The following is a 19,350-nucleotide window of genomic DNA, read 5'->3' as shown; positions in this document are numbered from 1 at the left end:
GAAATATGGAACAAGTTATGCATGTTACTCCCTTTGAGTTGCAAAAATAAGAGGTTATAAGCGGAAGTCGTCACCTAAATAGACTTTTTTCACTTGTTCGTTGTTGATAACGGTATCTGCATCCCCAGATGCTATGATGTGCCCATTACCCACAATGTAGGCTTTATCACAAATGTCTAGGGTTTCTCTGACGTTGTGGTCGGTGATTAACACACCAATACCACTTTCTTGTAAATGCCTAATAATGAGCTTTATATCGCCCACTGAAATAGGATCCACACCAGCGAATGGCTCGTCAAGTAATATGAACTTGGGGTTCATTGCAAGCGCCCGGGCAATTTCCACTCGGCGACGTTCGCCTCCAGATAACGCCATACCCAAGTTAGAGCGAATGTGAGTGACATGAAATTCTTTTAATAAACTTTCTAATCGTTCTTTTCTTTGGGCTTTATTAAGCTCTTTTCTTGTTTCAAGAATGGCGTAAATATTGTCTTCTACTGACATTTTTCTAAAAATGGACGCTTCTTGGGGCAGATAACCTATGCCTTTTTGGGCCCGAGTATGCATGGCATACTTGGTGATGTCTTGACCGTCGATAAAGATGCCACCAGCATCGTTGGTGACCATACCTACGATCATATAGAAACAGGTTGTTTTACCCGCACCATTAGGCCCTAGCAAGCCAACCGCTTGGCCTGACTCGACAGAGAGGGAAACATCTTTAACCACTTGGCGTTTTTTGTAACTTTTTGCGAGATTTTTTGCTTCTAAAACGGCCATTTAGTTCTCTTTTTTCTGTGAGGTTGCTTGTTTCTTTTCAGTTTGCGGTTGTAGCGTCATAGAGACTCGTCCAGCCCCTTTTTTCTCAGCGCTGAAGGTACCATTGTTGATGTAGTAGACAATGTGGTCAGCGGTGATTTTGTCATCCATTCTGTTTAGGTAACCGTCCCCAAAAATTTCCACTTTGGACTGAGCGGTTTTGTAGACGACTTTGTTGCCTCGGCTAATCATCATATTGCCTTGCCAATCGATTTGCTGGCTGAATTTAGCAGGATGGCCTGTCGCTATAAGTTCAGTGAATTTACGTGTCTTGGGGTTGGTGATGACTTTAAGATACTGCGCTTGGATTTCAATTGTACCTTGCTTTACAAATACGTCGCCAGTGTAAATCGCTTCACCTGTTTTTTGATCAAAATGGGCTTGATTGGACTGTATATGCAATGGTTTGCTTGTGTCGTCTGGGAGCGCTAGTACCCATTGGCTTACGAATAAGCTGGCCAAGAAAGTACAGACCTTAATGTGTTGCTTCATACTGTCCTCTTACAGATCCTGTCATTTTAACTTCTTCTGTGTTGATATAAGTGACAATGACATCGGCAGTTGTTTCGCCTTGTGTCGAGTATATTCTTGCATTTCCTGTACTCGTAAGTGACTGTTTTTTATCTAAATAGCGAATATTGTCCGCTTTTAGTGTTATGTCAGGTGAGTCTACATAATGTTTTATGGCTGATGCATCATCTGTTAGTAGGATATCACTACTGCCGTCTTCAATTATCCCTTTTTTTCCTTGTGCTTCCCAGTTCCCCGTTTTTTCTACTCTTTTTACCTTTGGGTTTTCGAGAAGTGTCCTTGCGCCTTTGTTGTAATGTAGACCTTTATCGGCAGTTAAGGTTTCTATCAGTTTGCCATCTTGACCAAATTCTGTAGCGTGTATTTTTGTAATAAAATAATCTGGAGTGCTACTCAGGTTGTCAGTTTGCAGTAGATTTTTGTTATCAGATGAGCCTGCCCAGAAACAAAGAGCGACAACAATAATGCCGCCAGCTCCCAGTAGTAGTTTTTTATGGCTTGTTTTTATCATTAGACAGAATCCCCTGTGCTAACGAAGAAAATATAGACAGCGTATGAGACTAGAAGAGGGATTGCTATCCAGCGCGGAATGCTTTGATTTTTGGTTTTGGCAAAACCGTAGATGAGCAAGGATAATGCAACAGTTAATCCTAGAACCCAATAGAAATCTCTTCCCGATGTAGTTTGATCAATCACGCCTGGTGCGATTAACGCTGGTAGTGGTAAAACTGTTGCCAAGTTGAACATATTGGAACCTAATATGTTACCAATAGCGATATCGTGGTGACCTTTGCGCACGCTGCTGATGGAGGCGGCTAGCTCTGGTAGGCTGGTACCGACGGCTACAATGGTCAAACCAATTACCATGTCGCTGACACCAAGAGCTGAAGCAATGCCAATGGCTCCCCAAACAAGCAGTTTAGAGCTGCCTATCAGGATAACTAAGCTGACAAGTGAAATGCATAGGGATTTGCCGACAGGGCTGCCATCATCCTCTGGTAGCTCACTGGAAAGTTGTTCTTCAAGGTTTTTGCTGCCTTTTAGCATGACGATCATCATGATAATAAACATGCAAACCAATACGATCCCATCTGAAAAGCTTAATGTGCCATCATGAAGTAGCCAGCCAGTAACCAAAGTGATGATTAAAACAAGGGGGACTTCCTTGCGCATCAAATCTTTCGTAACTGGAACCGCGGAGAACAACAGAGTAGCACCGAAAACCAGTGCGATATTGGCAATATTGGAGCCTAATACGTTACCGATAGCAATGCCAGGCGCATGATCAAATGATGCAATTGCAGACACGACCATCTCGGGCGCAGAGGTTCCTAGTCCCACCAATATTACTCCAATAACAATGGGGCTTACCTCTAGTTTTTCGGCAACGAGTGCCGCATGTTCAATGAATTTATCAGAACTAATAACCAGCAAGACTAAGCCTGCAATTAGAGCAGCGGAAAACAGCAGCATAACCTTTTATTTACTCTCAGATCAAAAAGATGTCCCATTTAATGAGGTTTGCTGTGTAAATTCAAGACTTGATCTTTGAAACAATTTCGATTCCGTTTATTGCGCGATTCTATTTTCTAAGGGCGGGTGTTAGTATCAGCAATTATTATATTAGAAAAGGATAGGTGAGTCCGTGCTGGATAGGTATATAAAAGTACAGAATCTTCGCTTTTCAAGAGGGGAGAGAGTGATATATGAAGATGTGTCACTGGACATTCCTCGCGGTAAAATCACTGCTGTGATGGGGCCAAGTGGAACGGGAAAAACGACTCTCTTAAAGCTAATTGCTGCGCAGCTTTATCCAGATAGTGGTCATATTTTTGTTGATGGGCAGGATATTCATTCCTTGTCACGTTCAGATTTATATAAAGTAAGAGAGAAGATAGGCATGCTTTTTCAAAGTGGTGCTTTATTCAGTGATATGTCTGTTTTTGAAAATGTGGCTTTTCCTTTGCAAGAACACACCAAATTTGATGCCAGTAAAATCGAGCGTATTGTGCTTGAAAAATTACACAGCGTTGGGTTGCGTGGTGCCGCAAAGTTACTTCCCTCTGAATTGTCTGGGGGGATGGCTAGACGTGTAGCACTGGCAAGGGCAATTGCGTTAGATCCCGAGTTGGTTATGTTTGACGAGCCTTTTACGGGTCAAGATCCCATTTCTAAAGGGGTTCTAGTTGAACTCATTCGTCAATTAAATGATGGGTCCGGTATCACTTCAATCGTGGTATCTCATGATGTTGAAGAGTCGTTATCCATCGCGGATCATGTCTGTATTTTGTCAGGTGGCCACGTCATTGCTCAAGGGGCACCCAGTGATATCCGTGCCTCTGACGATGCTCAAGTAAAACAGTTCTTAAATGGGGAACCTGATGGTCCAGTTCCATTTCATTATCCGGAAAGTGTTGTTGATGAACAGAGGAGTCAAAGATGATGAATAGTTTGATTTCTTTGGGGGCTGGTTTTCTAGATTGGCTGGAGGCGGTTGGAAGAGCGGGAATATTTATTGTTCAAAGTCTCGTTCGTTTACCCGTTAGGTTAGGGGAATCCATTAACCTTTTGATTCGCCAGTTGTATTCCGTGGGTGTGTTATCTCTGGTTATTATCATCGTGTCCGGTACTTTCATTGGAATGGTGTTATCCCTGCAGGGTTATAGCATATTGGCAAAATTTGGCTCATCAGGATCTGTTGGTCAATTGTTAGCCTTGTCTTTGTTGCGTGAATTGGGGCCAGTGGTGACGGCGTTGTTGTTCGCTGGTCGAGCTGGGTCATCACTTACAGCCGAAATAGGTTTGATGAAGGCAACAGAGCAGCTCTCCAGTTATGAAATGATGGGGGTGGATCCTTTACGTCGTGTGATTGCTCCGCGCTTTATTGCTGGTGTGATTTCCTTGCCTCTGCTTAGTTTTGTGTTTTCAGCTGCGGGAATCATCGGCGGTATGCTTGTCTCTGTTGGTTGGCTTGGTGTGAGTGATGGCTCTTTTTGGTCTCTCATGCAGCAATCCGTTAACTTTGATACGGATGTTATCAATGGATTAATCAAAGCTGTTGTATTTGCTGTTGTGGTGACTTGGATTGCTGTCTATCAAGGTTATGAATGTGTTCCAACATCAGAAGGAATTGGGAAAGCGACTACTCGAACCGTCGTTTTGGGGTCATTGGCTATTTTGGCATTAGATTTTATTTTAACCGCTGCGATGTTTGGAGATTTTTAGGATGAGAAGTAAGCGCGTTGAGTTATTAGTGGGTTGTTTTATTGTTCTGGGGGTAGTGGCTTTTGTTTATCTTGCTATACAGGTAAGCGGGCTAGCATTTACTGGTAAAAAAGATACATATCAGGTTGTTGCAGAGTTCGATGATATCGGCGGTTTAACGGATCGCTCCAAAGTAACGATTGCTGGTGTGACGGTGGGTCATGTTGTTTCTATTAGCTATGATAAAAAGCTTTACATGGCCAAAGTGACGATGGCAATTGATTCGGATGTCAATAATATTCCAGTAGATAGTTCTATTGCTATCCTGACAAGTGGCTTGCTGGGTGAGAAATACCTCGGTATTACGATCGGTGCTGATGAAAAAGTGCTGAAAAACGGCAGTCAGATATATGATACGCAATCTGCTTTAGTGTTAGAGAATTTGATTAGTCAGTTCTTGTTTAATAAAACCAGTCAATCTGACTCGAAAAAGTAATGAATTGGAGTAGACCATGTCAAAGGTAATAAACGCGATGTTTTTAGTAGGGGCGCTATTTTCGTCCCTGGTTTGGGCGGATAATCAGGAAGGCGCTCGTGATACCGTCGTTAAGGTTGTTAACGAGTTTCGCACTCAGATTGTGGCGGATAAAGCTGAGCTTAAAAATAACCCTGCATTATTGTCCAAAAAAGTAGATAAAATTCTCACGCCAGTGGTGAATTTTGATGATTTTGCGAAGAAAGTGATGGGTAAGTACTATCGTCGGGCGACTCCTGAGCAGCGAATTCGTTTTGCTACCGTGACTAAGGAAACTCTGTTGAAAACCTATGGCGGCTCCTTGTTGGATTTAGATCCTAACAAGATTAAAGTGTTGCCATTGGGGCCCCAAAATCGTAGTGATGAAGTTCGAGTGGATGTTACCTTTCAGCGAGAAACGGGTAAGTTGATTGATATTAACTTCTTTATGGAAGACTATGGTAATAATAACTGGAAATTAAGTAATGTGGTGGTTAGCAACATCAATTTTGGACTGACTTTCCGCAAACAGTTTGGCGTAATGATGCAGCAAAATAGAAATAATATTGATGATGCCATCACTGCTTGGAAGGATTCGTTGTCTAAAAAACAGTCCTAGTTTGGGTGGAAACCAGCAAGATCCAGAATGTTCTTGCTCACTGATTTCAAATAAAAAATCCGAATTCACTAGCTGAATTCGGATTTTTTTGTTTTTGACTGCTTGATCAAAGATTACTTGCGAAAACAGACGGCTTTTTTACGCTGAGTTGTAAGGATGGGTGTTAAGAAGTTGGCAAGACTAAGGTAGAATGTCTTTATCTGTAAATATTTAAAAACTGGAGTGATTGTGAACGCAAGTGAAGTTAAAGCACTGTTAGAATCCACTATCAACGATTGCAAGGTCATTGCCGAAGGTGAAGGTTGTAATTTTAGTATTGTTGTTATCTCTTCGGAGTTTGAAGGTATGTCTACCGTAAAAAGGCAGCAGCTTGTTTATTCTCATCTTCAAGATGCCATCTCTAGCGGCGCGATTCATGCCGTCACCATGAAAACACTGACGCCACAGCAATACAGTGCACAATAAATTATAAAGAGAGTGGAATATATGGATAAACTACTGATTTCCGGTGGTGTTAAACTTAATGGTGTTGTACGTGCGTCAGGTGCTAAAAATGCAGCTTTACCTATTTTGGCTGCCACTTTACTAACAAAAGAATTAATCACAATTAAAAACTTACCCCATCTACATGATATTACAACCATGTTAGAGCTTCTAGGCTCCATGGGTTGTGGTGTGGTAGTCGATGAGAAAATGAGCGTTCAATTGGATGTCTCGACATTAGACAATTCAGAAGCACCTTATGAACTGGTAAAAACAATGCGTGCCTCTATCTTGGTTTTGGGGCCATTGGTCAGTCACTTTGGTAAAGCAACCGTTTCTTTACCTGGTGGGTGTGCTATAGGCAGCCGACCTGTAGATTTGCACCTTCGCGGTTTGGAAGCGATGGGAGCAAAGATCGAAGTTGAAGGGGGAGATATTGTTGCTAGCGTTGATGGTCGTCTAAAAGGGGCGCGAATATTCTTTGATAAAGTTACTGTCACCGGAACAGAGAACTTGTTAATGGCTGCGACGTTAGCAGAAGGCAAAACCATTTTAGAGAATGCGGCCAAAGAACCAGAAGTGGTGGACCTCGCTGAATGTCTAATTGCGATGGGGGCTAAAATAACAGGGCATGGGACAGATACTATTACCATTGAAGGGGTAGAGACTCTCCATGGCACTACCTATCCCGTTATGCCAGACCGTATTGAAACGGGCACATTTTTGGTGGCGGCTGCCATCACTGGTGGCAAGGTGCGTGTCATTGATACCGATGTGCAGTCATTGGAAGCCGTATTGGCAAAATTGGAAGAGTCTGGCGCGAAGGTGACTTGTGGCGATGATTGGATTGAGTTGGATATGGAGGGTAAGCGTCCCAAAGCGGTTAATATTAGCACCGCGCCTTACCCAGCTTTTCCTACGGATATGCAGGCTCAGTTTGTCGCACTTAACTCTGTTGCGACAGGGGTTGGCAGTGTTGTAGAAAATATTTTCGAAAATCGCTTTATGCATGTGAACGAGATGGTTCGTATGGGAGCCGATATCGAGATTAATGGTAATACCGCCATCGTTCGCGGTTGCGAAAAACTAAAAGGAGCCCCGGTTATGGCGACGGACTTGCGTGCGTCAGCCAGCTTGGTGCTATCAGCCTTAGTGGCAGAGGGAGATACAAAGATTGATCGTATTTATCACATTGATCGCGGTTATGAATGTATCGAAGAAAAATTTGGCTCTTTGGGCGCGAAAATTTCACGAGTAGTAGATTGATATGAGTAATACTTTGACGATTGCCCTGTCTAAAGGGCGAATTTTTGATGAAACTTTACCGCTATTAGAAAAAGCCAATATTATTCCTGCGGAAGATATTCATAAAAGCCGTAAATTAATTTTTGATACTAACCATGACAATATTAAGTTAGTGGTTTTGCGAGCCACGGATGTGGCAACATACGTGGAGCATGGTGTAGCGGACTTCGGTGTCGCGGGTAAAGATGTATTAATGGAAGCTTCAACCAAAAACTTGTATGAGTTGGTGGATTTAAAAATTGCAAAGTGCCGTCTGATGACCGCTGGTGTGGTGGGGGAGGCTCTGCCAGCTCGCCGTTTGAAAGTTGCCTCTAAGTTTACTAAGACTGCTAAAGCTTATTTCGCTGAGCAGGGTATTCAGGCTGATGTGATTAAGCTTTATGGTGCGATGGAATTGGCTCCTATCATGGGGTTAGCTGATTTGATCGTGGATATTGTCGATACTGGCAATACCTTAAAAGCGAACGGTCTGGAGCCTCGGGATTTCATTGCCGACATTAGTTCGCGTTTGGTGGTTAACAAGGCGGCTTATAAAACAAAATATGCCCAGATTGAGCCAATTATTGAGATGCTTCGTCGTGCAGTTGACAATAATGAGGATAAGTAGTGAATTTAAATATTAGAGAATTCTCCACTGGTTCTGATGGTTTTTTAACAGAATTAGAGAGCCTATTAGCATGGGATTCTGTATCTGATTTATCAGTTCAGGATGCGGTAACCAATATTGTGAATCAGGTACGCCAACATGGTGATGCCTCGGTTATTGAATTTACCAATAAGTTTGATCGTCGTCAGGTGACGTCTGCTGCTGAGCTTGAGATCTCCCGTGAAGAAATGGCTGCTGCCAAATTGCGAGTGAGTGATGAGCTAACTGCCAGTTTAGAAGCGGCTGCTAAGCGTGTTCATGATTATCATGAACGTCAAAAACAGCCTTCTTGGCAGTATCAAGAAGCGGATGGAACGATCCTTGGTCAAAAGGTAACGCCTTTGGATCGTGTCGGGGTATATGTGCCTGGCGGTAAGGCCGCTTACCCTTCTTCTGTATTAATGAACGTAATGCCTGCAAAAGTGGCCGGTGTTGGTGAAATTATCATGGTGGTACCGACACCTGATGGTTTTGTGAATGACATCGTTTTAGCGGCTGCATACATTGCTGGCGTAGATCGTGTATTTACGATCGGCGGTGCACAGGCAGTGGCAGCCTTGGCATACGGTACAGACTCCATTCCTAAGGTAGATAAGATCGTTGGTCCTGGTAATATCTTTGTTGCAACAGCTAAGCGTATGGTATTTGGTGCGGTTGGTATTGATATGATTGCTGGCCCATCTGAAATACTTGTGGTTTGCGATGGCAAAACAAATCCAGACTGGATTGCCATGGATCTATTTTCTCAAGCAGAACATGATGAAGATGCTCAAGCCATTTTAATTTCACCTGACAAGCAATTCATCCATGATGTTAAAGCGTCTATGGAGCGTTTAATCGAAACGCAGAGTCGCCGTGATATTATTAAAGTGTCCTTGGAAAATCGTGGTGCGTTTGTGCATGTTAAAGACATGGATGAAGCCATGGATATTGCGAATATTGTGGCGGCAGAACACTTGGAGTTATCGGTCGATGAGCCTGAAAAGTGGGCTGAGAAGATTCGTCACGCTGGTGCCATTTTTATGGGCCGACATACACCTGAAGCATTGGGTGATTATTGTGCGGGGCCGAACCATGTGTTGCCGACATCTGGTACAGCGCGTTTTTCTTCTCCGCTTGGCGTTTATGACTTTCAAAAGCGTAGCTCTTTGATTAACTGTTCATCAGAAGGGGCAAGTGCGCTGGCTAAAATAGCTTCTCCGCTGGCTCGTGGCGAATCTTTAGAGGCGCATGCTATGTCTGCTGAATATCGTATTATCGATGAACAAACAGCAGGGCAACATGGCGAGTAAGAAGTCAAAGGCGTCTGAGCACCCAAAAGCGCTTTATAAATTGCGCACTGTTACGCGTATTTCTGCTTTTGTCATTTTGGCGGTGGTAATCGTGGGATTGTTGCTGCCAACGAATTATAAAGTAGAGCGGTCTGTAACAATAGACTCATCCAAGCAAACCGTAATGACTGTGTTGTTGGATGGGAATGCCTTGCCAAACTGGATGTATATTAGTGATGGTCGAGTGGAAGCCTTTAATGGTGTTTATACCAAAGGGCGCTCTGCTACGATTCATTATAATAAAACCGATAAGGTCGGCAGTCTTACGATTACTAGCATCGGAAACAATCAACTTACTTTTGATGTCAAGCCTAAGCCTGAGGTCGATGTAGTTCGTAATGTGATTCGTTTGCAGTCTATTGGTGGCAAAACCAAGGTTGATTGGTTGATTCAAGGTAAGCTTCGAGCTGGTTTGCTTAGCCCCTATGTGGCTTTACTTGCTAATCGCATTGCTGGTAGTAACTTTGAAAGAAGTCTGGATCGTTTGAAAGACATTGTTGAAACAAAAGTAGGTCAGTAAGGCCTACTTTAGTGTTGTGCAGGTTTGTTTTTTTCTATAAGCCATTTTTATGGCGCTTTTTATTTCTCTTCGCTTTTATTTCAATCAATCAGGGCTAATTGATTGAATGTTGCATTATCGGTTGTTTTTCTAGTTTGATATTAGCTTGATAGGATTGTTGTCCTCTGACACCAAGTAGAGAAATGACTGATCCTGGTTTCATATTGGCGATTCTTTGTCTGGTTTCAAAGGGGTTGGTGCTTGGGATGTTGTCGATTTTAACGATAATATCGCCCACTTCGATACCTGCTTTGTCTGCGGGGCTTTGTTGGATAACGTTGCTGACAAGCAAACCATGATCAACAGGTAAGTCTAGGCTCTTGGCTAACTGTTGATTGATCTTTCTAGTGTCCATACCAAGGTATGAGCGTGTTACCTTGCCGTATTTAATTAACTGAGTCATGATTTTAAGGGCATCATTCACGGGTGTGGCAAAGCCTATCCCCTGAGAGCCCCCCGTGCTGGAGTAAATGGCAGAGCTTATTCCAATTAGTTGGCCTTTTAAATTAACCAGTGCACCGCCAGAGTTGCCTGGGTTGATCGCCGCATCGGTTTGTAAAAAATTCTCATGGGAATGGAGGCCAATACTATTTCTGGCTTTGGCGCTGATGATGCCAGCTGTCACCGTTTGTCCAATGCCGAAAGGATTGCCGATGGCAAGGATTTTGTCTCCCACTTGAATTGTCTGGCTATTTCCCAGCTCTATTGGAGTGAGGTTGGGCAAATCTATTTTCAGCACCGCTAAATCCGTCGCTGGATCAGAACCTATTAACCTAGCTTCTGCTTGTCTGTCATCATGGAGACCAATCACAATGTGGCTGGCATTTTGCACAACATGATAATTGGTTAAGATATAGCCTTTTTTAGACATGATGACACCGGAGCCAAGGTTGATTGTGCGAGGGTCATTGTTATGTTCTAAGATACGCTTGGGAGATTCTGTTTGAGTATATATATTGACAACGGAAGGGGCGGCTTTTTTGACGGAAGAGGCGTAGCTCGTTTCTGCTAATTTGTTTTTTTCTTGAATAAGAAGGGTGCCTAATCCTATACAAGTGCCAAGTAGAATGGCGATAATGAGAGGCATCCACTGTTTTTTATGTGTCATAAATGTCGAGGTTGTTTTGCTACGTAGTGAATTTGAATGGTTATTAGACCGAACATTGAGCCCAAACTTGTTTAAGGATTATGCCCCTAATGGCTTGCAGGTGGAAGGAAAAGCCGAGATTAAGCGTGTTGTTACCGGTGTAACAGCCTGTCAGGCGTTAATTGAGGCGGCGATTGATTACCAAGCCGACGCCATTTTTGTGCATCATGGGTATTTTTGGAAAAATGAGGCGCCACAAATTGTGGGAATGAAGTATCGACGAGTTTCCGCTTTGATCAAAAATGACATCAATTTATATGGTTACCATTTGCCGTTAGATGCCCATCCTGTATTTGGTAACAATGCAGGTTTGGCGGATGCCATAGGTTTAACGGATCGTTCGCCTTTGCAGCCTTCTCTTCCTTTAGAGCAATCGATTGGTTTAGTAGGTCGTTTAGGTAAGCCTATTGAAGCGGATGCGTTTAAGGTCTTGGTTGAACAAGCGGTTCAGCGAGACATTCTGTTTGAAGTAGTCAATGATAAGGCTATTCAAAAGGTGGCCCTATGTACAGGGGGCGCACAAGGTTATATTGAGCAGGCAGCCAAGCTTGGGGCGGATGTCTATATTACTGGCGAAGTCTCTGAGCAAACAATCCATATTGCCCGAGAAATGGGGATTCACTTTGTTGCTGCAGGGCACCATGCGACGGAACGTTTTGGCGCGAAAGCTATAGCGGAGTTCTTGTCTAACGAGCATGGTCTTGATGCGGTGTTTGTTGACATAGATAGTCCCGCATAATCACTGGTTTTAATAACAAAAAAGCGGCTTGTGTGCCGCTTTGGATTAGGTGCTGGTGACTGTCATTGTATGACGCGAGTTTGCTTTTAAATGGTACGCTTTGGTTCGGTAAATTCGGCTTGCTTTTTGAGTCCAAATTTCTCACTTAACATGCCTTGTCCATCATCACTTTTCGGTGCATAGTCTCTTGGAGGCTCAGCTAAACTGTCCTCATTTGCCAGCTCTTGCTGTAGTGTTGAGGGAGAAGCTGGCTCTATTTGAATGTGGCTTAACTGGTTTGCGCCATTTGACAGGCTGCTTCTTAACTCGGCAAGACGTTTTTCTAAGGCTAATAAGTGATCGCTGTTGTCTGAGAAAAAATTATCGATAATGACTTGTTTTTTGTCTAGTTCTTCCTGTAATGACTTAATGGTAATGGCATTAGTGTTTGAAACCGTGTTTTTCTTTGTGTTTTTGGTAGTGATGCTCTTTAAAATAAGGGCGACCGCGACCCCTGCGACTACGCCAGTAATAAAAACAATAATGTTGAATTCTTCTAAGATCATGGCTTACTCCTAAAAATCAATAAAGCATTATAGCCTGAAATCCTCAAACGATGACACCATGGTAGGTGTTGTTTAAGTATCTATTTGTTAGAATGTCTTCACTAATTTAATCGAATGAATGAGCAACAATGACACCTATTACTCGGTATAAGCAAGATTTAGAAAGAGAAGATTTTCATTATGACCCAGCGCAAGAAGAAGCAGTACTGGCTCTTCAAGATTTATTCGATCGTCTGGTAGCGCGCCAAAATGAACCTGAGTCTAATGGCTTGTTCGGGATTTTTCGTAAAAAGAAAGGTGTCGATGTAGAGAAAGGCCTGTATTTCTGGGGGGGCGTAGGTCGCGGAAAAACCTATTTGATGGATACGTTTTACGAATGTCTACCAACCGATAAAAAAATGCGTCTGCACTTTCATCGCTTTATGCAGATGGTTCATAAAGAAATGCGCAAGCATGAACATGTTAAAAATCCACTAGAGATTGTTGGTAAGGACATTGCTGAAAAGGCTCAAGTGCTTTGCTTTGATGAATTTTTTGTGACAGACATAACCGATGCCATGATATTAGCTGGCTTGTTGGACGTGCTATTCAAGAATGGCACCACGCTGGTGGCGACATCGAACATTGAGCCGGATGGTTTATACAAAAATGGTTTGCAGCGAGCACGTTTCTTGCCTGCGATTGACCTTGTAAATAAGCATACTAGAGTGATGAATGTTGATGGTGGTATTGATTATCGCTTGCGTACCTTGAAGCAGGCAAAGTTATATCATTTTCCTCTTACGGAGAAGTCAGACCAGATACTGGAAGATCGTTTTATGAGTTTGATTTCTGATGCATCACACATTCAAGCGGGTGGGGCGGTCGAGATAGAGGGTCGTCAAATACCATTGGTGAAAAGCTGTGATGACATGGCTTGGTTTGATATTTATGCTTTATGTGATGGACCTCGTAGTCAGGTGGATTACATTGAGATTGCGAAACTCTACTCAACGATACTGATCTCCAATCTGCCGCAAATGGATGCGACCCGAGATGATCTAGCGCGGCGTTTTATTAACCTGATTGATGAGTTTTATGATCGCCATGTAAAGGTCATCATCACAGCAGATGTTGATATTCCTGACATTTATAAGGGTGACCGCTTAGCTTTTGAGTATGATCGTACGGTGAGTCGTTTGCTGGAGATGCAGTCTGAGGAATACCTTTCTCTGGAGCACCGTCCATAACCGTAATTCGGCTTTATTATTTATATAGACTCATGTATACTTCGCTCGCCTTTTTAGAGGTATGTGTACGTTGCTCAAACATGTAAGTGTTTGGTCAACCAATAATAATAGGTATAGCGTGCGTTAAGCACGCGTATTGAAAGGGTTTTTTGATGAAAACTTTTACAGCTAAGCCTGCTGAAGTACGCCGCGACTGGTTCGTGGTTGATGCTGAAGGCAAAACTCTAGGCCGTTTGGCTACTGAAATCGCTCGCCGTTTACGCGGTAAGCATAAAGCGGAATACACTCCACACGTTGATACTGGTGATTACATCGTTGTTATCAACGCTGAGAAAATTCACGTTACTGGTAACAAAGCAGCTGCGAAACAATACTACCGCCACACTGGTTACCCAGGCGGCTTGCGTTCTATGAATTTCGAGAAGTTGATTGATCACGCTCCTGAGCGCGTTCTTGAAATCGCCGTTAAAGGTATGTTGCCAAAAGGTCCTTTGGGCCGTGCAATGCACAAGAAAATGAAAGTGTATGCTGGTGCAGAGCATCCACATGCTGCGCAACAGCCTCAAGAACTTAACATTTAATACGGAAGATCATTATGTCAGCTACTCAATACTACGGTACAGGTCGTCGTAAAACGTCTACCGCTCGTGTGTTCCTTAAAGCCGGTTCTGGTAACTTAGTTATCAATAACCGTTCAATTGACCAGTACTTCGGTCGCGAAACGGCTCGCATGGTTGTTCGTCAGCCTCTTGAGCTAGTAGAAGCAACTGAAAAATTTGATGTATACATCACTGTTAAAGGTGGTGGTATCTCTGGTCAAGCCGGTGCAATCCGTCATGGTATCACTCGTGCGTTGATGCAATACGATGAGACTCTACGTCGTACTTTACGTTCTGCTGGTTACGTTACTCGTGACTCTCGTGAAGTTGAGCGTAAAAAAGTGGGTCTACGCAAAGCTCGTCGTCGTCCTCAGTTCTCAAAACGTTAATTTTCGTTTTCGGATTACTATCAAAGCGCTTGGTGTTTTTCACCAGGCGTTTTTTTTGTTTTGCGATTTGTTGAATTGTATTTTTTAGGCAGAACATAGAGTTAATTGTGTTTATTCAATAGAATATTGTTTTGTTATTGTTCAATGGAGTGCGAGCTGCTTGGAAGAAAAAATCAATAAAAGTCGTCGTCGATTTTTGGTTGGCTCGACCACCGCTTTGGGAGTGGTCGGGGGTGTCGGTGTCGCCGTGCCTTTTTTGTGTTCTTGGCAGCCTAGTGATGCGGCAAGAGCATCTGGTGCCCCTGTTCAAGTTGATGTAAGTAAGCTTGAGGAAGGTCAGCAAATGACGATTGCTTGGCAAGGAAAGCCCGTTTGGATAGTGCGACGTACGGCTCAAACCATTAACGATTTGCCAAAGCTAAACGAGCAGTTGGTGGATCCTTTGTCTTCTGTTGATCAACAGCCTGCCTATGCCGATAACCTTTATCGTTCCATTAAACCAGAATATTTAGTCTTAGTGGGTATCTGTACCCACCTCGGTTGTTCTCCAACCTATCAACCAACTTCAGCGTCTGATGGCGATGCGCAGTGGTATGGGGGATATGTTTGTCCTTGTCATGGTTCGCGTTTCGATTTGGCAGGACGAGTCTATAAACATTACCCGGCGCCAACCAACCTTGTTGTTCCGCCTTATCACTTTAAAAACAATCGAGTTATCGTCATCGGTATTGGCCAAAATGCTGAAGGAGATGCGTAGTGGTTTTTTTCTCTAGGGTGATTAATTGGTTGGATGAGCGTTTCCCAATTAAGGCATTTTATAAAAAACAGTTCTCTGAGTACTACGTTCCCAAAAATTTGAATGCCATGTATGTATTTGGTGTTCTGGCGATGTTGCTGTTATTTAATCAGCTGATCACAGGCATTTGGTTGGCAATGAGCTATACGCCTACCGCAGCTAATGCTTTTGCTTCTATTCAATATATTATGCGAGATGTGCCCTACGGTTGGTTGATTCGTTATATGCATACAACCGGTGCTTCGGCTTTGTTTATCGTACTGTATATTCATTTGTTACGAGGTTTGATGTACGGTTCCTATCAGCGTCCTAGGGAGTTGGTATGGTTATTGGGAATGACTCTATATTTTATCATTATGATCGAAGCCTTTATGGGGTATTTGCTGCCATGGGGGCAAATGTCTTATTGGGGCGCTCAGGTTATTACCTCACTATTTGGAAGTATTCCCGTGATTGGCAAAGGCTTAGAGCAGTGGGTTCGAGGCGATTACCTTGTGTCTGGTGTCACGTTGGGGCGATTCTATGCATTGCATATTATTGCGTTCCCTATATTGATGGTGTTCTTGGTGTATTTACACTTGTCGACACTGCGCCATGTTGGTTCAAACAATCCTCAAGGCGTTGATATTAAAAAGCACGTGAATAAAAAAGGCGTGCCTTTGGATAGCATTCCTTTTTCTCCTTATTTTATTACTAAAGACATTTTAGCCATTGCTGTTTTTCTTTTTCTTTTTTGTGTGGTGATTTTCTTCTTCCCTGATGGTTTTGGGTTTATTTTAGAAAAATCGAATTTTGAGCCTGCTAATCCTTTAATCACGCCTGAGCATATAGAGGCGGCTTGGTATTTTTCGCCTTTTTATGCCATGTTACGTGCCATTACTTTTTCGCTGTTCGGGCTTGATGCGAAATTCTTGGGTATGGTCGTCATGATGTCGTCGGTGCTTATCGTGTTTTTTGTGCCTTGGCTGGATAAAAGCCCTGTTCGATCCATTCGCTATAAAGGGTATTTAAGTAAATGCTTTTTAGGCCTCTTTGTGGTGAGTTTTCTGGTGCTGGCAGTGATGGGAAGCTTGCCTGTTAGTAAGGCGACGACTTGGATTTCACAGTTCGCTACCTTGGGGTATTTTTCTTATTTTTTATTGATGCCTTGGTATTCTCGTTTTGAAACGACTAAGCCTGTGCCGGAAAGGGTATCCCTGTGATGAATAGAGCTATCTTTATTGCGCTGCTTTCCTGCTTTTTCAGCCTTTCTGCTGTCGCGGCTGTGAGTGATCAGGGGATAATGACACCTGATTTTAATGACCGAGCCTCTTTGCAGCGGGGGTTAAAGATTTATTCAAATTATTGCTCTGGCTGTCATCAGCTTAGTTATATGCGTTATAAGGAAATTTCTATTGATTTAGGTATTCCTAATGCATTATTTGAGGAAAATTTATTACCAAAATATGCTAGAATAGGCGATCAAATTACAGCGGCTATGACGCCAGCTGATGCAAAACGTTGGTTTGGTGCAAAAGCGCCTGATTTAACGCTTGAGGCAAAACGGCGAAGTCCTAATTGGATATATCATTATTTGCAAAGCTTTTATCAAGATAAATCACGTCCTCTAGGGGTGAATAACCTGTTGCTTAAGAATGTGGCAATGCCCAACGTGCTTGAGCATTTGCAAGGTCAAAGGTTGCTGCAATGTAAGCAAGGAGAGACAGCATTTAAGGCTGGTCACGGTTGCCGTACGGTGGCCGGGGAGATAAAAGGAAGGATTTCGGAACAAGATTTTAAGCAAATCGCATACGATACCGCGAACTTTTTAGCTTATACAGCGGATCCCTCGCGTTTTGAACGAGAATCTTTAGGGCTAAAAGTTTTGCTGTTTGTTGCTTTGTTTAGTGTGTTTGCTTATTTGTTGAAAAAAGAATTTTGGCGTGATGTTAGATAAGTTATCGTCCAGTCCTATCCCTCAATAATGGATTTAGCTGGTCAATTTTAAGTTTGCCCATCATGGGTGTGTGTTGTTTTTAAGAAAGGGGTTATACATGGGTGTTATTGCTAAGCGCTCTTCAATGACGTTCTTCTCCGATGGTGAAGATCATTACAGCCATCGAGTTCGTATTGTATTGGCAGAAAAAGCTGTTACTGTGGACATCATTGATGTGGACCCATTCAATAAGCCAGAAGAGTTGGCTGATGTGAATCCATACAATGAGTTGCCTGCGCTAGTAGATCGTGACCTGGTTCTGTATGAGCCTAATGTCATGATGGAATATCTTGATGAGCGTTTTCCTCATCCGCCTTTGTTGCCTGTTTATCCGGTTGCTCGTGCAGAAAGTCGTTTGTACATGTACCGTATTCAGCGTGACTGGGCGAAACTGGTTGATTTGATTCTTTCTAGCAAGGACAAAGAGGCTGTCGCTCAAGCGCAAAAAGAGTTACGCGAAGGTTTGATTAGTGTTTCTCCCATTTTCTCAGAGAAGCCTTATTTTATGAGCGATGAGTTCACCATCGTTGATTGCTGTTTGGCACCTATCCTATGGCGTTTACCTTCTTTGGGAATCGATATTCCTAAAGAGCAGGCGAGTGCTTTATATAAATATATGGATCTGGTGTTTGAGCGCGACTCTTTCAAAGAAAGCCTGTCTGAGGCAGAGCAAGAGATGCGTTTAGATTAACTGATCAACGCATTTATTGTTATCTATAGGTCATAGCCAGTATAAAAAAGAGAGTCACTTCACAATGGCTCTTTTTTTATACCTTAAATGAGCGATTTTACACTTTGATGACTTTTATTGGTGCAATTTTCCATTTGTCGTCTTTGTGCTGAGTAACATGAGTCAATGCCATGTGTTACCATCAGTTATCAATTTTCTTAAGTTTTCCATCATGAAGGCTGTGCTGATGTGAAAGGGGCTACTTGATTGGGGAAGACGTGAATAACATAAACCATTTTCATTCGATCAAGCGTTAAGCTAGATGGTTGTAGGAGTAAAAATGTTACCAAAAAGATCATATTTATTGAACGCGGCTTATAGCTGGATTGCCGATAATGACATGACACCCTATCTTTTGGTGGATGCGGATCAGGCTGGTACGATTATTCCGCGAGAATTTGTAAAAGATGGTCAGATTGTGCTGGATATTAGCATGTCGGCAGTTCGTAACTTGATAATGGATAAAAGTGGTGTGTCTTTTGGTGCACGTTTTGGTGGTAAGCCCATGGAAGTGTATGTACCTATTCAGGCTGCATTAGCATTATATGCGCAGGAAAATGGCGATGGCTTTGTTTTTCCTGATGAAGAGTTTCCAGAAGAAGCGCCAGAGCCAACTCCACCAACACCGCCTAAGAAGGGTTTTACCTTAAAAGTGGTTAAATAATGCCTTTTTTGATGAGTGCAAACGGCAAATAGCCAATGGTTTTAGATACAGAAAAAGGCTTCCTCGGAAGCCTTTTTCTGTATCTACGGCAGTGCCATTATTTTTAGCAAGGGTTAAAAGTAATATGTGAGGTCTTTTGGTTATGGAAGAAAAAATAGATTCTCAAAAAGTCATTGGGCCTTTTTTTCAAATTATTCGTAAATTTGTCAAGGCCTCCCGCTTATTTCTATTAATTGTCTCTTTGGTGATTTTAGTTTCCGCTGCTACCTCTGTATTAGCTCCATATGTTTTCTCAAAGATGATTGATAGCATGACAGGAAATCAATGGCAGGAGAGGGCGACTGTTTTAATACTGTTCTATGCCTTATTGATAGGTTTATCGCTGACGCTTCATAGTGCTGTAAATTATTTATCCTCGATGCTCGCAGAAAGCCTTAATTTTATTGCAGCGACGAGTTTCTTTGAATGACTAGTTAAAAAGCCCCCCCACTTCTTTATTGAGCATAATCCAGCTGAAATTCATGCG

General features: G+C 42.7%; 25 protein-coding genes. 19 read left to right on the top strand and 6 right to left on the bottom strand.

Annotated features, from left to right (window positions below; all coding sequences use genetic code 11):
* Nucleotides 1-54 precede the first annotated feature (54 nt).
* Genes lptB through MSP8886_RS08205 form a run of 4 tightly spaced genes read right to left on the bottom strand, consistent with a single transcriptional unit; the run spans nucleotide 55 to nucleotide 2,823 of the window.
* On the bottom strand, nucleotides 55-780 hold the full coding sequence (gene lptB / locus MSP8886_RS08220; protein WP_067014846.1) for an LPS export ABC transporter ATP-binding protein: 726 nt from the start codon (nucleotides 778-780) through the stop codon (nucleotides 55-57).
* Entirely contained in the window at nucleotides 781-1,311 is a 531-nt protein-coding gene (gene lptA, locus MSP8886_RS08215) for a lipopolysaccharide transport periplasmic protein LptA (RefSeq protein WP_067014843.1), read from the bottom strand.
* Nucleotides 1,295-1,861: an LPS export ABC transporter periplasmic protein LptC gene (gene lptC / locus MSP8886_RS08210; RefSeq protein ID WP_067014840.1), complete on the bottom strand. Its 567-nt coding sequence runs from the start codon at nucleotides 1,859-1,861 to the stop codon at nucleotides 1,295-1,297. Before lptC ends, lptA begins: the two co-directional genes overlap by 17 nt.
* Nucleotides 1,861-2,823 (bottom strand): calcium/sodium antiporter, encoded by a 963-nt coding sequence (locus MSP8886_RS08205; RefSeq protein WP_067014837.1) that lies wholly within the window; start codon nucleotides 2,821-2,823, stop codon nucleotides 1,861-1,863. Before MSP8886_RS08205 ends, lptC begins: the two co-directional genes overlap by 1 nt.
* 226 nt (nucleotides 2,824-3,049) lie before the next feature.
* Here MSP8886_RS08205 and MSP8886_RS08200 point away from each other — a divergent pair, with 226 nt between their 5' ends.
* The 9 genes from MSP8886_RS08200 (at nucleotide 3,050) to MSP8886_RS08160 (ending at nucleotide 9,972) form a co-directional block, all read left to right on the top strand.
* Nucleotides 3,050-3,793 (top strand): ABC transporter ATP-binding protein, encoded by a 744-nt coding sequence (locus MSP8886_RS08200; RefSeq protein ID WP_370737023.1) that lies wholly within the window; start codon nucleotides 3,050-3,052, stop codon nucleotides 3,791-3,793.
* A complete protein-coding gene (gene mlaE / locus MSP8886_RS08195) occupies nucleotides 3,793-4,575 on the top strand; it encodes a lipid asymmetry maintenance ABC transporter permease subunit MlaE (protein WP_067015803.1) in 783 nt (260 codons plus the stop codon). The genes MSP8886_RS08200 and mlaE overlap by 1 nt, the downstream gene beginning before the upstream one ends.
* 1 nt (nucleotide 4,576) lies before the next feature.
* Nucleotides 4,577-5,050, top strand: coding sequence for an outer membrane lipid asymmetry maintenance protein MlaD (gene mlaD, locus MSP8886_RS08190; protein ID WP_067014831.1), 474 nt, complete (start codon nucleotides 4,577-4,579; stop codon nucleotides 5,048-5,050).
* A 16-nt stretch (nucleotides 5,051-5,066) separates the two neighbouring features.
* Nucleotides 5,067-5,687 carry an MlaC/ttg2D family ABC transporter substrate-binding protein gene (locus MSP8886_RS08185; protein WP_067014828.1) on the top strand — a complete coding sequence of 207 codons (621 nt, stop codon included), beginning with the start codon at nucleotides 5,067-5,069 and terminating at the stop codon, nucleotides 5,685-5,687.
* A 228-nt stretch (nucleotides 5,688-5,915) separates the two neighbouring features.
* On the top strand, nucleotides 5,916-6,152 hold the full coding sequence (locus MSP8886_RS08180) for a BolA family protein (RefSeq protein WP_067014825.1): 237 nt from the start codon (nucleotides 5,916-5,918) through the stop codon (nucleotides 6,150-6,152).
* A 21-nt stretch (nucleotides 6,153-6,173) separates the two neighbouring features.
* Nucleotides 6,174-7,436 carry a UDP-N-acetylglucosamine 1-carboxyvinyltransferase gene (murA, locus tag MSP8886_RS08175; RefSeq protein ID WP_067014822.1) on the top strand — a complete coding sequence of 421 codons (1,263 nt, stop codon included), beginning with the start codon at nucleotides 6,174-6,176 and terminating at the stop codon, nucleotides 7,434-7,436.
* Between the two features lies 1 nt (nucleotide 7,437).
* Entirely contained in the window at nucleotides 7,438-8,082 is a 645-nt protein-coding gene (gene hisG / locus MSP8886_RS08170) for an ATP phosphoribosyltransferase (RefSeq protein WP_067014819.1), read from the top strand.
* On the top strand, nucleotides 8,082-9,413 hold the full coding sequence (gene hisD, locus MSP8886_RS08165; RefSeq protein WP_067014816.1) for a histidinol dehydrogenase: 1,332 nt from the start codon (nucleotides 8,082-8,084) through the stop codon (nucleotides 9,411-9,413). The genes hisG and hisD overlap by 1 nt, the downstream gene beginning before the upstream one ends.
* Nucleotides 9,382-9,972 (top strand): SRPBCC family protein, encoded by a 591-nt coding sequence (locus MSP8886_RS08160; protein ID WP_245659063.1) that lies wholly within the window; start codon nucleotides 9,382-9,384, stop codon nucleotides 9,970-9,972. The genes hisD and MSP8886_RS08160 overlap by 32 nt, the downstream gene beginning before the upstream one ends.
* 94 nt (nucleotides 9,973-10,066) lie before the next feature.
* Here the strand turns inward: MSP8886_RS08160 and MSP8886_RS08155 are convergent, their stop codons facing one another.
* The gene (locus MSP8886_RS08155) at nucleotides 10,067-11,119 is read right to left on the bottom strand and encodes a S1C family serine protease (RefSeq protein ID WP_067014812.1); all 1,053 of its coding nucleotides are present in this window, start codon (nucleotides 11,117-11,119) and stop codon (nucleotides 10,067-10,069) included.
* A 16-nt stretch (nucleotides 11,120-11,135) separates the two neighbouring features.
* On the opposite strand from MSP8886_RS08155, the gene MSP8886_RS08150 reads away from it, so the two are divergent.
* Entirely contained in the window at nucleotides 11,136-11,897 is a 762-nt protein-coding gene (locus MSP8886_RS08150; RefSeq protein ID WP_139063117.1) for a Nif3-like dinuclear metal center hexameric protein, read from the top strand.
* Nucleotides 11,898-11,983: 86 nt separating this feature from the next.
* On the opposite strand, the gene MSP8886_RS08145 is transcribed toward MSP8886_RS08150, so the two are convergent.
* On the bottom strand, nucleotides 11,984-12,442 hold the full coding sequence (locus tag MSP8886_RS08145) for a ZapG family protein (RefSeq protein WP_067014806.1): 459 nt from the start codon (nucleotides 12,440-12,442) through the stop codon (nucleotides 11,984-11,986).
* Between the two features lie 128 nt (nucleotides 12,443-12,570).
* Here MSP8886_RS08145 and zapE point away from each other — a divergent pair, with 128 nt between their 5' ends.
* The 9 genes from zapE (at nucleotide 12,571) to MSP8886_RS21890 (ending at nucleotide 19,293) form a co-directional block, all read left to right on the top strand.
* A complete protein-coding gene (zapE, locus tag MSP8886_RS08140) occupies nucleotides 12,571-13,671 on the top strand; it encodes a cell division protein ZapE (protein ID WP_067014803.1) in 1,101 nt (366 codons plus the stop codon).
* Between the two features lie 152 nt (nucleotides 13,672-13,823).
* On the top strand, nucleotides 13,824-14,252 hold the full coding sequence (rplM, locus tag MSP8886_RS08135) for a 50S ribosomal protein L13 (RefSeq protein ID WP_067014800.1): 429 nt from the start codon (nucleotides 13,824-13,826) through the stop codon (nucleotides 14,250-14,252).
* Between the two features lie 14 nt (nucleotides 14,253-14,266).
* A complete protein-coding gene (rpsI, locus tag MSP8886_RS08130; protein ID WP_067014797.1) occupies nucleotides 14,267-14,659 on the top strand; it encodes a 30S ribosomal protein S9 in 393 nt (130 codons plus the stop codon).
* 160 nt (nucleotides 14,660-14,819) lie between these two features.
* On the top strand, nucleotides 14,820-15,416 hold the full coding sequence (gene petA, locus MSP8886_RS08125; RefSeq protein ID WP_067014794.1) for a ubiquinol-cytochrome c reductase iron-sulfur subunit: 597 nt from the start codon (nucleotides 14,820-14,822) through the stop codon (nucleotides 15,414-15,416).
* Nucleotides 15,416-16,657: a cytochrome b gene (locus tag MSP8886_RS08120; protein WP_067014792.1), complete on the top strand. Its 1,242-nt coding sequence runs from the start codon at nucleotides 15,416-15,418 to the stop codon at nucleotides 16,655-16,657. Before petA ends, MSP8886_RS08120 begins: the two co-directional genes overlap by 1 nt.
* The gene (locus MSP8886_RS08115; protein WP_067014788.1) at nucleotides 16,657-17,391 is read left to right on the top strand and encodes a cytochrome c1; all 735 of its coding nucleotides are present in this window, start codon (nucleotides 16,657-16,659) and stop codon (nucleotides 17,389-17,391) included. The genes MSP8886_RS08120 and MSP8886_RS08115 overlap by 1 nt, the downstream gene beginning before the upstream one ends.
* A 97-nt stretch (nucleotides 17,392-17,488) precedes the next feature.
* Entirely contained in the window at nucleotides 17,489-18,121 is a 633-nt protein-coding gene (locus tag MSP8886_RS08110; protein ID WP_067014785.1) for a glutathione S-transferase N-terminal domain-containing protein, read from the top strand.
* A 319-nt stretch (nucleotides 18,122-18,440) separates the two neighbouring features.
* Nucleotides 18,441-18,824, top strand: a complete 384-nt coding sequence (locus tag MSP8886_RS08105; RefSeq protein WP_067014782.1) for a stringent starvation protein B — start codon at nucleotides 18,441-18,443, stop codon at nucleotides 18,822-18,824.
* A gap of 142 nt (nucleotides 18,825-18,966) precedes the next feature.
* The gene (locus MSP8886_RS21890) at nucleotides 18,967-19,293 is read left to right on the top strand and encodes a hypothetical protein (RefSeq protein ID WP_083200877.1); all 327 of its coding nucleotides are present in this window, start codon (nucleotides 18,967-18,969) and stop codon (nucleotides 19,291-19,293) included.
* Nucleotides 19,294-19,350: the final 57 nt, after the last annotated feature.

Source organism: Marinomonas spartinae (assembly GCF_900089775.1).
In the GTDB taxonomy this organism is placed as follows: Bacteria; Pseudomonadota; Gammaproteobacteria; order Pseudomonadales; family Marinomonadaceae; genus Marinomonas; species Marinomonas spartinae.
This window is presented reverse-complemented; position numbering and strand designations above follow the sequence as displayed.

Bases quoted from the DNA above. Each gene is read 5' to 3' on its own strand.
- lptB (WP_067014846.1), bottom strand. From the start codon at position 780: ATGGCCGTTTTAGAAGCAAAAAATCTCGCAAAAAGTTACAAAAAACGC.
- lptA (WP_067014843.1), bottom strand. From the start codon at position 1,311: ATGAAGCAACACATTAAGGTCTGTACTTTCTTGGCCAGCTTATTCGTA.
- lptC (WP_067014840.1), bottom strand. From the start codon at position 1,861: ATGATAAAAACAAGCCATAAAAAACTACTACTGGGAGCTGGCGGCATT.
- MSP8886_RS08205 (WP_067014837.1), bottom strand. From the start codon at position 2,823: ATGCTGCTGTTTTCCGCTGCTCTAATTGCAGGCTTAGTCTTGCTGGTT.
- mlaE (WP_067015803.1), top strand. From the start codon at position 3,793: ATGAATAGTTTGATTTCTTTGGGGGCTGGTTTTCTAGATTGGCTGGAG.
- mlaD (WP_067014831.1), top strand. From the start codon at position 4,577: ATGAGAAGTAAGCGCGTTGAGTTATTAGTGGGTTGTTTTATTGTTCTG.
- MSP8886_RS08185 (WP_067014828.1), top strand. From the start codon at position 5,067: ATGTCAAAGGTAATAAACGCGATGTTTTTAGTAGGGGCGCTATTTTCG.
- murA (WP_067014822.1), top strand. From the start codon at position 6,174: ATGGATAAACTACTGATTTCCGGTGGTGTTAAACTTAATGGTGTTGTA.
- hisG (WP_067014819.1), top strand. From the start codon at position 7,438: ATGAGTAATACTTTGACGATTGCCCTGTCTAAAGGGCGAATTTTTGAT.
- MSP8886_RS08160 (WP_245659063.1), top strand. From the start codon at position 9,382: ATGAACAAACAGCAGGGCAACATGGCGAGTAAGAAGTCAAAGGCGTCT.
- MSP8886_RS08155 (WP_067014812.1), bottom strand. From the start codon at position 11,119: ATGACACATAAAAAACAGTGGATGCCTCTCATTATCGCCATTCTACTT.
- MSP8886_RS08145 (WP_067014806.1), bottom strand. From the start codon at position 12,442: ATGATCTTAGAAGAATTCAACATTATTGTTTTTATTACTGGCGTAGTC.
- zapE (WP_067014803.1), top strand. From the start codon at position 12,571: ATGACACCTATTACTCGGTATAAGCAAGATTTAGAAAGAGAAGATTTT.
- rplM (WP_067014800.1), top strand. From the start codon at position 13,824: ATGAAAACTTTTACAGCTAAGCCTGCTGAAGTACGCCGCGACTGGTTC.
- rpsI (WP_067014797.1), top strand. From the start codon at position 14,267: ATGTCAGCTACTCAATACTACGGTACAGGTCGTCGTAAAACGTCTACC.
- MSP8886_RS08115 (WP_067014788.1), top strand. From the start codon at position 16,657: ATGAATAGAGCTATCTTTATTGCGCTGCTTTCCTGCTTTTTCAGCCTT.
- MSP8886_RS08110 (WP_067014785.1), top strand. From the start codon at position 17,489: ATGGGTGTTATTGCTAAGCGCTCTTCAATGACGTTCTTCTCCGATGGT.
- MSP8886_RS08105 (WP_067014782.1), top strand. From the start codon at position 18,441: ATGTTACCAAAAAGATCATATTTATTGAACGCGGCTTATAGCTGGATT.
- MSP8886_RS21890 (WP_083200877.1), top strand. From the start codon at position 18,967: ATGGAAGAAAAAATAGATTCTCAAAAAGTCATTGGGCCTTTTTTTCAA.